The sequence below is a fragment of the Amycolatopsis sp. WQ 127309 genome (genome assembly GCF_023023025.1).
In the GTDB taxonomy this organism is placed as follows: domain Bacteria; phylum Actinomycetota; class Actinomycetes; order Mycobacteriales; family Pseudonocardiaceae; genus Amycolatopsis.
Map to the genome: position 1 here is coordinate 8,900,611 of NZ_CP095481.1, position 13,823 is coordinate 8,914,433.

Below are 13,823 nucleotides of genomic sequence, written 5' to 3' on the forward strand. Positions count from 1 at the left end.
GCCCTGTTCCGAATCCGCCAGCCAACGAGCGCGGAGCCTCCACAGCTCCGACGCTTAAGCTCAGTCGCGGCCGCGGTCAGAATGTCACCGACAGTTATCAAATTGTGAGCGCGAATTTGCCGGGACCCAGGCACGTTCGCTGCGAAACAAGCCGTCGAGCCGGTTCGGCTGCTTTCCGACCGGCTAAAACCCGCTGGCGCCCGGTCCTATCCTCGGGTTCATGATCCCCGGTGCCACCGCCGCTTCGTTCCTGCTCGTCGTGATCCTCGGGGCGATGTCGCCCGGGCCCGACTTCGTCGTCGTCACGCGGTCTTCGCTCACCAGTGGGCGGCGGGCCGGGATCGCCGCCGGGGCCGGGATCGCGCTCGGGGTGTTCGCCTGGGTCGTCGCCATCGCGCTCGGCGTGGCGGCCGTACTCACCGCGTCCGCGGTGGCCTTCACCGTCGTCAAGCTGGTCGGGGCGGCCTATCTCATTTTCCTCGGGATCCGGGCGTGGCTGGCCGTGCGGCGCGGGGAGTACCGCGACCTCGGCGAGACGCCCGCCGTGAAGCCGAAGGGGGCCCGGGCGGCGTTCCGGCAGGGGCTGTTCACCAACCTGCTCAACCCGAAGGTCGCCGTGTACTTCCTCGCGTTGCTCCCGCAGTTCCTGCCCGCGGACGGCTCCACCCTGCAGACGCTCGAACTGGCCGCGATCGCCACCGCCGGCACCGTTCTGTGGTTCGTCACCCTGGCCGTCGTGGTCGGCGCGCTGCGGCGGTTCTTCTCCTCCGGCCGGGTGCGCCGCGGGCTGGACGCCGTGATGGGCACCGTGCTCGTCGCGCTCGGGGTCCGGGTCGCCGCCGGCACCGCGTGACGCCGGGGGCCGCCGGCACGGCAGCCCCCGGCACCGCGGTCAGCCCAGCTTCTCGGCGGCCAGCTTCGTGCCTTCGACGCGGGCGGTGATCTTCGCGAACGCGATGTCGCGCGAAGTCGACGTGTCGTCGGCGAACGGCGAGAACCCGCAGTCGTCGCAGGTGCCGAGCCGGTCGGCCGGGATGTACTGCGCGGCGGCGAGCACCCGGTCGCGGACCTCTTCGGCCGTCTCGACCCGCGGGTCGATCGGGTCGATCACGCCGACGAACACCCGCTGCTCGGCCTTGCGGACGCCCTTGATCACCTCGAGCGCGTGCGACGGGTCGGCCTCGCTGGCGAGCTGGACGAAGAAGTTGCCCGCCTTGAGGTCGAACAGCGCCGGCAGCAGGCCCGCGTAGTCGACGTCGAGGCTGTGCACCGAGTCCTGGTCGCCACCCGGGCAGGTGTGGACGCCGATCTTCGCGCGCTCCTCGGCGGTGAACCGGTCGAGGACGGCGTTGTTCAGGTCGATGAACTGCCGCAGCAGCCCGCCGGACGGGTCGAGCTTCAGCGAGAGCCGCCCCTCGGTGAAGTCGATCTGGACGCTGGCCGCGCCCGCGTCGAAGCTGCGGCGGATGTCCGCCTCGGCCTCGTTCACCAGGTCCGCGACGAACTGCTCCTGCGAGTAGCCCTCGATGCCGTCGCCCGGGTAGACGAGCGAGACCGCGGACGCGGCGATCACGGCCTGCTTGATCGGCTTGTCCGTCAGCGCCTTGGCCCGCGTCAGGTACTCGTCCGCGTGGGTCGCGTAGCGGAACGGCCCGGCGGTCAGCCGCGGCAGCTGCCGGGTGTGCCCGTCGGCGAACGGGATGACGACGCCGTCCGGCGCCAGGTCGGTGAGGCCGGCCAGCGGGTACGTCGCGAAGCTCGGCTTGCCCTGTTCGCCGTCGGTCAGCACGGGCGAGCCGGTCTCCTCGAACCGGCTGATCGTGTCGGCCAGCGCGCGGCTCTCCAGGTCGGCGAGCGCGGCGGCGTCGATCCGGCCGGCGGCGAACTCCCCGAACCCCGCGATGAGGTAGTCGGGACGGGGAATGCTGCCGATCGGTTCGGTGGGCAGGGTCATCAAGGCCTCCAGCTGCTTGAGATGCCGGCCGGTCCCGTCCGCACGACAGCACGCAGCGGTCACCGCCCGTTTGCCGGGCGCCCCCAGTCCGTCGTCCGGGCCGTGACCGGCCACGTTCGAAGGAAACCTAACGTGACCATGAGCCGTCACGGATCGGAGATCACCCGGTCGGCGCAACCAAGAGCACGAAATAAGACGTCGTTCGGCGGTTCGCCCGGAGGACGATTGGGTATCTGCTCTCCGGAACGGCGGGTTCGGCGCCGAAGGAGTACCCCGATGCTCAGTCACCACGAACGAACCGAGCTCGAGAAGATCGAGCGCAGCCTCGAGCTCAGTGACCCCGGCCTGGCCATCACGTTGCGCGAAGGCCGGCGCCGGAAACCGCGCGCGCTCAAGACCGCGCTGCTGCTCGCCCTCGACGTCGCCGCCGTGCTGCTCCTGGTCGTCGGGCTGGTGCTGCCCGACCCGGGGGTCACCCTCTGCGGGATCCTCGCCCTGACCGGCGCCGTCTGGACCCACGTGGCGCGCCACCGCGTCTGACGTCCCTGAGGCAGACTGGGCCCGTGAAGTGGGTCCTGCACGTCGACCTCGACCAGTTCATCGCCGCGGTCGAGATCGCCCGGCGCCCGGAGCTGCGCGGGAAGCCGGTGGTCGTCGGCGGCTCCGGCGATCCGACCGAGCGCGCCGTGGTGGCGACCGCGTCCTACGAGGCCCGCGAGTTCGGCGTCCACTCCGGCATGCCGCTGCGGATCGCGGCGAAACGCTGCCCCGACGCGGTCTTCCTGCCCTCCGATCCCCCGGCCTACCTCGAGGTCTCCGAGCACGTGATGACCACGCTGCGAGAGTTCCCGGTGGTCGTCGAGGTGCTGGGCTGGGACGAGGCGTTCGTCGGCGCGACGGCCGACGACCCGGAGGCCCTGGCCGCGGACCTGCGCGCGGCGGTCCGGCGCGACACGGGGTTGTCGTGCGCCGTCGGGATCGGCGACAACAAGCTGCGCGCCAAGCTCGCCACCGGCTTCGGCAAGCCGGGCGGGATCTTCCGGCTGACGCAGGAGAACTGGTGGGAGGTCATGGCTTCCCGGCCGACCGACGCGCTGTGGGGCATCGGCGGCAAGACGACCAGGAAGCTCGCCGAGCTGGGCGTCGAAACCGTCCTGGACCTGGCCGGCGCGGACGTCGCGGTGCTGGCGGCGCGGTTCGGCCCGAAGACGGGCCCGTGGCTGCGCCTGCTCGGTGGCGGCATCGGCGACGCCGAGGTGAGCGCGACACCGTACGTGGCGCGCTCCCGCAGCCGCGAGACGACGTTCCAGCACGACCTCACCGACCCCGCGGCGATGGCGGCGGAGGTGTCGGCGCTCGCGAAACGCGTGGCCCAGGACGTCCTGGAGGAGGGCCGCCCGGCGGCGCGGGTCGCGGTGAAGGTCCGGTTCGTTCCGTTCACGACCCACACCCACAGCGTGACGCTGCCCGAGCCGACGTCCGACCCAGCGGAGCTGGACCGGGCGGCGCACGAGGTGCTGGGGATGTTCGAGCTGACCCGGGCGGTGCGCCTGCTCGGCGTCCGCGCGGAGTTCCCGCGCGAGGACTAGATCCCGTCCGGCAGGGGCAGCGGGCTGTCCGCGTCCAGTTCCACTCCGCCCGCCCGGAGCGTGTGGTCCAGCATCGCCCAGATCGTGCCCGTCAGCTGGGCGGTCAGCTGCGGCAGGCTCAGCGAGCCCGGGTGGTCGAGCCAGCGGGTCGTCGCCGATTCGACGTAGCCGACCAGGCCGAACGCGATCGTGTCCGCCGGGGCCGGGTCCAGGCCGAACGCGGCCAGGTAGCCGGTGAACAGGCGGCTGAGGTGCCGGGCGATCGCGCCGCGGACGTCGGTGCGGCCCGCCTCCGGCAGGCTCGGCAGCGTGCGGACCAGGTAGCGGTGCAGCTGGGCGTGCTCGGTCAGCCAGTGCAGGTGCGTCGAAATGGCCGCGTCGATCATCTCGCGCGGTGACCCCGACGGGTGCCAGAGCGGCTGCAGGTCGGCGGTGACGAGCTCGGCCGCGCGCTGCGCGATCGCGCGCTGGAGGTCGGGGGCGCCGTCGAAGTGCCGGTACAGCCGGGTGCGCGCGACGCCGGCGCGTTCGGCGATCTGCTCGGTCGAGACGTCCGGGCCGTGCTCGGCGATGGCCTCCAGCGCGGCGTCGACGAACTCGGCGCGCCGCCGTTCCTGCTGGCCCGCCCAGCGCGCCGCCCGCCCGTCGACCTTGGTCACGGCGAAAGCCTACTCAGGACCCACCCGCCCGTGTACGCTGCCGAAATACCTAGTACATCGCGTACCCCCTACTTTCCGGAGGCCGCTATGGGCGTCGAGGCCCAGAACCGGGACGTCACCGCGGCTCGCCTGCTCAAGAGCTCCGCGAAGAACTCCTACGACCCGTACGTGGACATCGACTGGGCCGCGCCGCTCGCCGAGGGCAAGGCGTACATGCCGCTCGAGCGCGTCTCCCTCTACGGCACCGACCTGTGGGCGAAGCTGACGCCGGAGCAGCGGATCGAGCTGTCCAAGCACGAGATCGCCAGCATCATGAGCGTCGGGCTGTGGTTCGAGATCGTGCTGATGCAGCTGCTCGCCCGCTACGTCTTCGACCTCGACGCGCGCACCGAGCACGCGCAGTACGCGATGACCGAGATCGGCGACGAGACGCGGCACTCGGTGATGTTCGCCCGCACCGCCGAGCGGCTCGGCGTGCCGCGCTACGGCGTGCCGAAGGCCGTGCACCGGGCGGCGAAGATCTTCGGCGCGACCGCGGCCGGGCCGTCGATGTTCGCCAGCGTGCTCGTCGCCGAGGAGACCACCGACCGGCTGCAGCGCTCGATGATGGACGACGACGGCATCCAGCCGCTGATCCGCTCGGTCAACCGGATCCACGTCGTCGAGGAGGCCCGGCACGTCCGCTTCGCCAAGGAGGAAGTGCTGCGGGAGACGCCGAACCTGTCGAAGGCGGGCCTGCAGCGCCACCGGCTGCGGACGGCGCTGGTGGCCTTCGGCGTCGTCGACAGCATGGTCGACCCGCGGATCTACCGCAGCGTCGGGATCGCCCCGCGCGAGGGGCGCGCCGCGGCGCTGGCGAACCCGCACTTCCACGAGACGCGCCGGTGGATGGCGGAGAAGATCGTGCCGTTCCTGCGCGACGCGGGGCTGATCGGCGGCCGTTCCGAGGGCATCTGGCGGCGCGCGCATCTCATCTGAGTCCCTGTCCGCGGAATTCCCTTCACGCCGGACGCCCGGTTCCGCCAGGATTCTCCGGGTGACCACAGAGTTCCCGCCCGGACCCGAGCCGCAGCCACCCGCGCCGCAGGAGCCGTGGCACCAGCCGATGCCGCCGGCCGCACCTCAGGCACCTCGGCGTCGTCCGCTGTTCGCGCGACCGGCCCTCACGGCCTTGGTCGGCTTCGTGGTGGGTGCCGTCGTGGTCGGCGTGCCGTGGCTGGTGATCGGCCTGCTCGGCGGGCCGAGCGCCCAGCCGCTGAAGCTGCCGGACACCCTCGGCGGGTTCACGACCACACAGGCCGCGGTCACGAAGATCGCCGACGGCCGCGAAGCCGGGAAGTCGCAGATCGAGCGGTCCGACAAGGCCGAGAGCGAGAACGCCTCGCGGATCTCGGCGGCCTACCACGGCGCGGCCGCCGTGTTCCGGTCCTACAGCGACGAGGGCCTGGAAAGCATGTTCCAGGTGGCCGCGGTCCGCGCGGACTCGCCCGAGCTGCTCGTCCAGTACGAGGACACGGCCGCGCTCGGCCTGGCGGTGCCCATGACCGAGCTGAAGCGGATCGGCGCCGTCCAGTGCCTGGTCCGCAACGGCACCACCCCGCTGGGCCAGCCGGTCGACCCCGAGCAGTCCGTCGTCACGAACTGCCAGCGCACCGGCGGCGGCCTGACCGTCCAGCTGCAGAACACCACCACCCACAACGCGCAGGACCCGGCGCGGTTCGCCGCGATCGTCCAAGAGGCGTGGACGGCGCTGAGCCGGTGATCGAGACCCGCGCGGCCACCACCGCCGACGACGGCGCGCTGGCGAAGCTCGACGAGCGGACCTGGAGCCCGGAGACCTCCCCGGCGCCCGCTCCCCCGCCCGGCACGCCGTTCTTCGACGACGGCACCCGGCCCGAAGACGTCCTGGTGGCCGAGCACGACGGCGTGGTCGCCGGGTACGTCCGGCTGGACGAGGGGTTCGGCATCGCCGCCCACCGGCACGTGCTGGTGATCGGCGGGCTCGCCGTCGACCCGGACCGCCGCCGCCTCGGCATCGGCCGGCTCCTGGTCGACGCCGCCGTCGCCGAGGCCCGCCGCCGCGGGGCGCGCAAGCTGAGCCTGCGCGTGCTCGGTCACAACACCGGCGCCCGGCGGCTCTACGCGAGCTGCGGGTTCGCGGTGGAAGGCGTGCTCCAGGACGAATTCCTGCTCGGCGGCGAGTACGTCGACGACCTTCTCATGGCCTGCGCGCTCGCTTGACAGGTTCCCGGCGCCTTTGCCATCCTGGACGACGGAAACCGCGTGCGCCGGCCTTCGGCGCGTTTCCGGGCCGAGAGGCGCTGCGACGGATCTTCTTCCGCCACGCTCGGCCCGGGGATCACGGACCCAAGGGCGCCTCCCACTGTGGGAGGTGCCTTTTTTGTATACCCGGCAAGCAAACCCGGCCCCGCGCGGCCGCGGCTAGCTCGACGCCACCCTGCCTCCCGGCACTCGCCGTGCCGTATTTTGTGCTGCCCTTTTGTCGAAACACACCGATTCCGGAGAGAACGCAAGAATGAGCGAGAAACTGCAGAGCCGCAACGGACTCGACTTCGCCGTCGCCGACCTCGCGCTGGCCGACGCCGGCCGGACGCAGCTGCGGCTGGCCGAGCACGAGATGCCCGGCCTGATGGCGATCCGCCGCGAGTTCGCCGCCGCGCAGCCGCTGAAGGGCGCCCGCGTCGCCGGCTCGCTGCACATGACCGTGCAGACCGCCGTGCTGATCGAGACCCTGGTCGCCCTCGGTGCCGAGGTGCGCTGGGTGTCCTGCAACATCTTCTCCACGCAGGACGAGGCGGCCGCCGCGGTCGTCGTCGGCCCCGAGGGCACGGTCGACGCGCCGTCGGGCACCGCCGTGTTCGCGTGGAAGGGCGAGTCGCTGGAGGAGTACTGGTGGTGCACCGACCAGCTCTTCGCCTTCGCCGGCGGCAAGGCGCCGAACATGATCCTCGACGACGGCGGTGACGCCACCATGCTCGTCCACAAGGGAGTCGAGTTCGAGGGGGCCGGCGCCGTCCCGCAACCGTCCGAAGAGGACCCCGAGGAGTACCGGATCGTCCTGGAGACGCTGCGCGCCAGCGTAGCCAAGGACGGCGACCGGTTCACCCGGATCGCCAAGGAGATCCGCGGCGTCACCGAGGAGACGACCAACGGCGTCAAGCGGCTCTACAAGCTCGCCAAGGACGGCGAGCTGCTCTTCCCGGCGATGAACGTCAACGACTCCGTGACGAAGTCCAAGTTCGACAACAAGTACGGCATCCGGCACTCGCTGGTGGACGGGATCAACCGCGCCACCGACGTGATGATCGGCGGCAAGCGCGTCCTCGTCTGCGGGTACGGCGACGTCGGCAAGGGCGCGGTCGAGGCGCTGCGCGGCCAGGGCGCCCGGGTCTCGGTCACCGAGATCGACCCCATCTGCGCGCTGCAGGCGGCGATGGACGGGCTCGACGTGGTCGAGCTGGACGACGTCATCGAGACCGCCGACATCTTCATCACGACCACCGGCAACTTCGGCATCATCTCCGCCGCGCAGATGAGCCGGATGAAGCACAACGCGATCGTGGCGAACGTCGGGCACTTCGACAACGAGATCGACATGGCGGGCCTGGCGAAGCTGCCCGGCGTCGTCAAGAACGAGATCAAGCCGCAGGTGCACGAGTGGACCTTCGCCGACGGCCACGCGATCATCGTGCTCTCCGAGGGCCGCCTGATGAACCTCGGCAACGCGACCGGGCACCCCTCGTTCGTGATGTCGAACTCCTTCACCAACCAGGCGATCGCCCAGATCGAGCTGTTCACCAAGCCCGGCGAGTACCCCGTCGAGGTCTACCGGCTGCCGAAGCACCTCGACGAGAAGGTCGCCCGGCTGCACCTGGACGCCCTCGGGGTGCGGCTGACCCAGCTGACCAAGGCTCAGGCCGAGTACATCGGCGTGGATGTGGAGGGCCCGTACAAGCTCGACCACTACCGATACTGACCTTTCTCAGAGTTGCTCCATTTGCCGCAGTTTGGGACACCCGGAAACTGGCCATTCTCTCCTCGAGAGCGCATCCGCCCGGACGGCACGGAGCCGGGCCGGGTCTCGTGCGAAGGAGTGTGTCAAGTGATCGTCCTCGGTGTTATTTTGCTGGTCATCGGGTTCATTGTCGGTATTCCGGTGCTGTACACGATCGGCATCGTGCTGGCCGTGGCCGGCGTGGCGCTGGCCATCCTCGGTGGCACGGGCCGCAAGATCGGCGGCCGCGCGCACTGGTACTGATCCCATGACCCCCGCCAACGGCCTGGCGCGCGTCAGCAGCGATGCTGACCGCGCCGGGCCGTTCGGCCGTCCGGGGCCGCTACGCTGCGGCAACAGCTCTGCTTGCGCCGTGACGTAGCCGGCGTATCCACAACGGACTGCCACGGGAACGAAAAGGGTCCTCCGGCTCCGAGGGGGAGGGAGAGCCGAAGGACCTCGTTAGTGTTAGCACATCGCCCCGGCCGTGTACACAGATGCATACACGATCGGGTTACCTCGCGGCGTGTCTCCGCACGCGGGAAGAATCCCGTTCGGACGGTCGGGCCAGCCTCTCCGTCGGGTCAGGCGGTCTTCTTCGGGGCACGTTTGCGCGCGGCCGGTTTCTTGGCCGGCTTCTCGTCCGCGGTGTCTTCTTCGGACACTGCCGCCTCGGACACCGCCGTCTTGGCCGCTTTCGCGGGCTTCGCGGGTTCGCGGGACTTCTTCGCCGCGTCCACACTGGCCTGCAGCGCCGCCATCAGGTCGACGACGTCGGCCTTGGCGGTCACCGCCGCGGGCTTGGTCGTCTGCTCCCCCGCGACCTTGGCCTCGATCATCTCCTCGAGGGCCTCGCGGTAGTGGTCACGGTACTTCTCCGGCTCGAACACCGGCTCGCCCAGCGAGTCGATCAGCGAGCCGGCCATGGACAGCTCCTGCGGCCGGATCTGCGGCGGGTCGTCGCGCAGGAACGGGAAGTCGGGCTCGCGGACCTCGTCGGGCCACAGCATCGTCGTCATCACCAGGACGTCGGCGTGCACCCGCAGCACCGCCATGCTCTCCCGCTGCCGCACGGCGACCTTCGCGACGGCGACCTGGCTCGACTTGTGCAGCGCGTCACGCAGCACGATGTAGGGCTTCACCGCGTTCTTCTGCGGCTCCAGGTAGTACGTCCGGTCGTACTGGATCGGGTCGATCGACTCCAGCGGGACGAACTCGAGCACGTCGATCGTGCGCTGCGACGACAGCGGCAGCTCGGCCATCTCGGCGTCGGTGATCACGACCATCTCGCCGTCGGGCAATTCGTAGCCCTTGGCGATCTCGGCGTAGGGCACCTCCGCGCCGTCGACGGTGCAGAACCGCTTGTACTGGATGCGGCCGCCGTCGGCCTCGTGCACCTGCCGGAGCGCGACGTTCTTGTTCTCCGTGGCCGCGTACATCTGGATCGGGATGGACACCAGCCCGAACGAGACCGAGCCCTTCCACATCGCCCGCATGCCACGCACCTCCCGATCGCACTCACGCTACGTAACAACCGTAGCCCGAAATGCCCGGCGGCGACAGCCCGGGGCGGCGACGATCTAGACCTCTGCCAGGTATTTCTCCCAAAGTGCTGGGTCCATGAACCAGTGCCGGAAGTCCGTCGGATCGGTGAATCCGTTGGCGAACCGCCGGGCCACGGCCGGATTCTGCCCCGCGACGCCGAGGATCTGGAGCACGTGCGGGGGCGGCGGCTGGAGCAGCGCGTTGGTCCATTCGGTGACGTACCGGGCGTACTCCCAGTAGCGCTCGAACGTGGCGTCCATCCACGCCGCGTCGAACGCCCGGTCGCCGTGCGCCACGATCGCGTCCAGGTAGGTCGCCGCGCAGTGGCTCGCGTTGTTCGAACCCTGGCCGGTGATCGGGTCGTTCGCCACGACGACGTCGGCCATGCCCAGCACGGTCGCGCCACCGGGCAGCGTGCCGACCGGGTTGCGCACGACGGGCGTGTAGCCGCCGGCCAGCGTCGCCTTGGAGTCGGTCAGCTCGGCGTCCCGGCAGCGCTCGTACTCCCACGGCACGAACCGCTTCACCAGGTCGAGGATGCGCGCGAAGTGGGCGGCCGGGTCCGGCCGGTCGTCGAAGCAGTCCAGCGGGCCGCCGGGGACGCCCTCGAAGAAGAGGATGTCGCAGTTCCCGCTCAGCGTGTACGCCGGGATCATGAACAGCTCGCCGACGCCGGGGACGATGTTGAACCGCACCGCCGCCTTCTCCGGGTGCTCCGGGCGCCGGTGCACGCCGTGGGCGTAGGCCAGCGAGAGCGCGCGCTGCGGCTGGGTGTAGGGCGAGCGCTCGGGCACCCGGTCGAACAGCTGCACCAGCTCGCCCTTGCCGGCCGAGATGATGACCAGGTCGTAGAGCCGCGCCAGGGCGTCCAGCTCGGACGTCATCACGCCGTGGATGACGAGCTTGCCGCCGCGCTCCTCGAACAGCTCGAGCCAGCCGGCCATCTTCACCCGCTGGTCGACCGACTGGGCGACGTCGTCCAGCTCGGCGAACCAGTCGAGCGCGCGGTCGCCGTCCGGCGTGGCCACCGAGACGCCGAGGCCCTCGACGTCCACCGCCTCGGCTTCCCAGAGGTTCACGCCGAGTTCGCGCTCGTGCCGCAGCGCGTCGTGGAACATGCACTGGGTCGACATCACGCGCCCGGACCGGATCTCGTCCGGGGTCCGCGCGGACATCACCGTGACGTCGTAGTCCTTGCCCAACAGGCCGAGGGCCAGCTGCAGCCCGGACTGCCCGGCGCCCACGATCAGGACCTTGCGCATGCGGCTCTTCTCCTCCAGTCGGTCTCGGGTCAGGCGTGCGGGGTGCTGCCGGCCAGCTCGCGCGGGCCCGACAGGACGGCCAGCGACAGCGTGTGGCCGACCAGGTCGGTCAGGGCGGCGATCGTCGAGGCGCGGTCGCGGGCGTCGCAGGTGATCAGCGGGACGCTCGGGTCGAGGGCCAGCGCGTCGCGCACCTCGTCGAGGTCGTGCACCGGCATGCCCTCGAACTGGTTGACCGCGACGACGAACGGCAGCTCCGAGTCGTTCTCGAAGTAGTCGATCGCCGCGAACGACTCGTCGATCCGGCTGGTGTCGACCAGCACGACGGCGCCGAGCGCGCCGCGGCTGAGGTCGTCCCAGAGGAACCAGAACCGCGCCTGCCCCGGCGTGCCGAACAGGTACAGCAGCAGGTCCGGGCGCAGCGTGATGCGGCCGAAGTCCATCGCGACGGTCGTGGTCGACTTGCCGCCGGGCGGGACGTCGTCGATCCCCTCGCCGGCCTCGGTCATCCACGCCTCGTTGCTCATCGGCGGGATCTCCGACACCGCGCCGACGAAGGTGGTCTTGCCGACACCGAAGCCCCCGGCGACGACGATCTTCGCGGAGATCGTCAGCAGTCCGCCCTCAGACGGGGAGCCGCTTGAGCCCATCAAGGATCCTCTCGAGCACGTTCGTGTCGTGGTGGTAGGCGTGCGCCGTGGGGTGGACGAAGACCGCGCCCTGCGACGCGAGGTCGCCGATCAGCACGCGCACCACGCCCAGCGGCAGGTCCAGCCCGACCGACAGCTCGGCGATCGAGCACCGCACCCGGGCGCGTTCGTAGAGCGCGCGCGACTCCGGCATGAGCGTGTCGCCGAGCGACGGGTCGTAGCGGGGCACCGAAACCAGCGTCTCGACCAGCAGCTGGTGGCGGGTGCTGGTCCGGCCGCCGGTGAGCGCGTACGCGCGGATCCGGCGGCTGCGGCGCGGTAGCGGGGCGTCGGCGGGACTGTCCCGTGTGGACACTGGCTTCACATCCTTGTGTGGCACGACCGCATCACACCCGAGGCCGGCGCGCGGACAGCACCTGGCGCAGCTCGGCGCGCACCTCGGGGGTGAGCGCGTGGCCGGCGTTGGTGATGAACTGGGTCATCTCGTAGGCGACCACCTTCATGTCGGCCTCCCCCGCGGTCAGCACCGCCAGCCCGGCACCGGAACCGATGCCCATGAACAGGAAGTAGCCGTGGGTGAGCCGGATGATGATCTGCTCGCAGGCGCCCTTGCCGAACAGCGCCGCGCTGTTGCCGGCCAGCGAGAGCAGCCCGCTGGCGATGGCCGCGAGCTGCTCGGCCTCGGCCTCGCCGACGGAGTCGGACGCGGTGAGCGGGAAGCCGTCGACGCTCATGATGAGCGCGTGGCTGACGCCGTGGACCTTGCGCACGAAGTCGTCGAGCAGCCAGGCGAAGTCCGCCGGGGCCGGGTGCGGTGCGCTCACGAGGTGGATCCTCCGGGCGTTTCGTCGTGCGGGGTGCGATCGCGGTGGCGCTCGCTCAGCGCGGCCCGCTCGCCGTCGGCGAACGCGCCGAGGTCCGCGAGCAGCTTGTCGTGACCGGCGGACGCGGGCTCCGTGACCGGCGGCGGCGGTTCGGGCGCGGCGCCGCGGATGCTGCCGGGCACGCGACGCGGCAGGCCGTTGGTCGTGGTGCCGCCGTCGTGCTCGACCGGCCGGGGCCGGGGCGCGGGCTTGCGCGGCAGCGGCGCGGCGGGCTCCTCCCGCGGGAAGGCGCCCGGACGCCGGCGCGGCAGCCCGCCCGCGGCGACCGGCTCGCCGGTGCCCTCGGGCTCGACCGGCTCGGCGGTGACGGTGCGGGTGCCCGACCACGCGCGTTCGGCGAGCTCGGTGACGATGCCGGTGGGCAGCAGCACGGTGGCGACCGTGCCGTGCGGGCTGCGCCGGTCGAGGCGGACGGTGACGTCGTGGCGGGCCGAGAGCCGGGCCACGACGGCGAGGCCCATGTGCCGCGCGGCGCCGTCGTCGAGGTCGCCGCCCGCGGCCAGGCGGGTGTTGAGGCCCGAGACGCGCTCGGGCGGGATGCCGATGCCCTCGTCCTCGATCCGGACGAGCACGCTGCCCTGCTCGGTCAGGTGGGCGCTGACGTGCACCGGGGAGCTCGGCGACGACTGGTTGGCGGCGTTGTCGAACAATTCCGCGAACACCCGGCCCAGGTCCTCCGCGGCGAAGCCGACGACCCCGAGGTCGACGACCCGGCCGATGGTGATCCGGGCGTAGTGGTCGATCGAGGACATCGCCTCGCGCATGAGGTCGAGCAGCGACGTGGCGCGCGCGGCCTCGTCGCCGGTGTCGTTCCCGGACAGCACGCGCAGGTTCTCGGCGTTGCGGCGCAGCCGGGTGGCGAGGTGGTCGAGCTGGTAGAGCTCGGCGAGGCGGTGGTGGTCCTCCTCCCCCGCCTCCAGCTCCTCCAGCCGCGCGAGCAGCTGGTCGACCAGGTTCAGGTCACGCAGGGCGACGCTGGCGCAGATCTCGGCCAGCGCGGGCTGCCCCGTCCCGGACTGCGGCTCGGGCCGCGACAGCGCGGCGATCGCCGGACCGGCCGCGTACTCGTCCGGGACGTACCCGGGCGCGTCGGCCTGGGGGTGCTTCGGCGGCGCCGTGAGGTACTGCGCGGCGGCGACCCGCGAGCGGTCCAGCAGGACGCGTGATCGATCCAGGATTTCCCGGGCCCGGCTCGCCATGTGGTCCCACTCTTCCTGCTCAGGTCTGGTCTCGGTGCGACGGTGGCCGACCCCCGGCGGCGACGA

16 protein-coding genes and 1 riboswitch are annotated in these 13,823 nt (G+C 71.3%); of the genes, 8 read left to right on the forward strand and 8 right to left on the reverse strand.

The genetic code is table 11. The features are described 5' to 3' along the window. The first annotated feature begins 220 nt into the window (after positions 1–220). Complete coding sequence (locus MUY22_RS39135; RefSeq protein WP_247052219.1) at positions 221–853, forward strand: LysE family translocator; 633 nt, start codon at positions 221–223, stop codon at positions 851–853. Positions 854–892: 39 nt separating this feature from the next. Here the strand turns inward: MUY22_RS39135 and MUY22_RS39140 are convergent, their stop codons facing one another. Beyond that, on the reverse strand, positions 893–1,954 hold the full coding sequence (locus tag MUY22_RS39140; protein WP_247052220.1) for a cobalamin-independent methionine synthase II family protein: 1,062 nt from the start codon (positions 1,952–1,954) through the stop codon (positions 893–895). Positions 1,955–2,230: 276 nt separating this feature from the next. Between MUY22_RS39140 and MUY22_RS39145 the strand changes: the two genes are divergently transcribed. Further along, positions 2,231–2,494 carry a DUF3040 domain-containing protein gene (locus MUY22_RS39145; protein WP_247052221.1) on the forward strand — a complete coding sequence of 88 codons (264 nt, stop codon included), beginning with the start codon at positions 2,231–2,233 and terminating at the stop codon, positions 2,492–2,494. A gap of 23 nt (positions 2,495–2,517) precedes the next feature. After that, positions 2,518–3,543 carry a DNA polymerase IV gene (locus MUY22_RS39150; protein ID WP_247052222.1) on the forward strand — a complete coding sequence of 342 codons (1,026 nt, stop codon included), beginning with the start codon at positions 2,518–2,520 and terminating at the stop codon, positions 3,541–3,543. Here MUY22_RS39150 and MUY22_RS39155 read toward each other — a convergent pair. Beyond that, positions 3,540–4,202, reverse strand: coding sequence for a TetR/AcrR family transcriptional regulator (locus MUY22_RS39155; RefSeq protein ID WP_247052223.1), 663 nt, complete (start codon positions 4,200–4,202; stop codon positions 3,540–3,542). The two genes, MUY22_RS39150 and MUY22_RS39155, sit on opposite strands and share 4 nt — an antisense overlap. A gap of 87 nt (positions 4,203–4,289) precedes the next feature. On the opposite strand from MUY22_RS39155, the gene MUY22_RS39160 reads away from it, so the two are divergent. From MUY22_RS39160 to MUY22_RS39180, 5 genes are all read left to right on the forward strand, one after another. Continuing rightward, positions 4,290–5,180, forward strand: coding sequence for a diiron oxygenase (locus tag MUY22_RS39160; RefSeq protein ID WP_247052224.1), 891 nt, complete (start codon positions 4,290–4,292; stop codon positions 5,178–5,180). 58 nt (positions 5,181–5,238) lie between these two features. Further along, positions 5,239–5,964 (forward strand): hypothetical protein, encoded by a 726-nt coding sequence (locus tag MUY22_RS39165; RefSeq protein ID WP_247052225.1) that lies wholly within the window; start codon positions 5,239–5,241, stop codon positions 5,962–5,964. Next, complete coding sequence (locus tag MUY22_RS39170) at positions 5,943–6,443, forward strand: GNAT family N-acetyltransferase (protein WP_247052226.1); 501 nt, start codon at positions 5,943–5,945, stop codon at positions 6,441–6,443. Before MUY22_RS39165 ends, MUY22_RS39170 begins: the two co-directional genes overlap by 22 nt. Before the next feature lie 66 nt (positions 6,444–6,509). Continuing rightward, positions 6,510–6,587: riboswitch (S-adenosyl-L-homocysteine riboswitch) on the forward strand. A 151-nt stretch (positions 6,588–6,738) separates the two neighbouring features. Continuing rightward, entirely contained in the window at positions 6,739–8,199 is a 1,461-nt protein-coding gene (ahcY, locus tag MUY22_RS39175; protein WP_247052227.1) for an adenosylhomocysteinase, read from the forward strand. A 126-nt stretch (positions 8,200–8,325) separates the two neighbouring features. Next, entirely contained in the window at positions 8,326–8,481 is a 156-nt protein-coding gene (locus tag MUY22_RS39180; protein WP_247052228.1) for a hypothetical protein, read from the forward strand. A gap of 320 nt (positions 8,482–8,801) precedes the next feature. Here MUY22_RS39180 and MUY22_RS39185 read toward each other — a convergent pair whose 3' ends face one another. From MUY22_RS39185 to MUY22_RS39210, 6 genes are all read right to left on the reverse strand, one after another. Further along, positions 8,802–9,713 carry a Ku protein gene (locus MUY22_RS39185; RefSeq protein ID WP_247052229.1) on the reverse strand — a complete coding sequence of 304 codons (912 nt, stop codon included), beginning with the start codon at positions 9,711–9,713 and terminating at the stop codon, positions 8,802–8,804. An 84-nt stretch (positions 9,714–9,797) separates the two neighbouring features. Further along, a complete protein-coding gene (locus MUY22_RS39190) occupies positions 9,798–11,024 on the reverse strand; it encodes a styrene monooxygenase/indole monooxygenase family protein (RefSeq protein WP_247052230.1) in 1,227 nt (408 codons plus the stop codon). Between the two features lie 29 nt (positions 11,025–11,053). Next, complete coding sequence (locus MUY22_RS39195) at positions 11,054–11,674, reverse strand: ATP/GTP-binding protein (protein WP_247052231.1); 621 nt, start codon at positions 11,672–11,674, stop codon at positions 11,054–11,056. After that, a complete protein-coding gene (locus tag MUY22_RS39200; RefSeq protein WP_247052232.1) occupies positions 11,649–12,029 on the reverse strand; it encodes a DUF742 domain-containing protein in 381 nt (126 codons plus the stop codon). Before MUY22_RS39200 ends, MUY22_RS39195 begins: the two co-directional genes overlap by 26 nt. A gap of 31 nt (positions 12,030–12,060) precedes the next feature. Continuing rightward, positions 12,061–12,498, reverse strand: coding sequence for a roadblock/LC7 domain-containing protein (locus MUY22_RS39205; protein WP_247052233.1), 438 nt, complete (start codon positions 12,496–12,498; stop codon positions 12,061–12,063). Beyond that, the gene (locus MUY22_RS39210) at positions 12,495–13,757 is read right to left on the reverse strand and encodes a sensor histidine kinase KdpD (protein WP_247052234.1); all 1,263 of its coding nucleotides are present in this window, start codon (positions 13,755–13,757) and stop codon (positions 12,495–12,497) included. Before MUY22_RS39210 ends, MUY22_RS39205 begins: the two co-directional genes overlap by 4 nt. Positions 13,758–13,823: the final 66 nt, after the last annotated feature.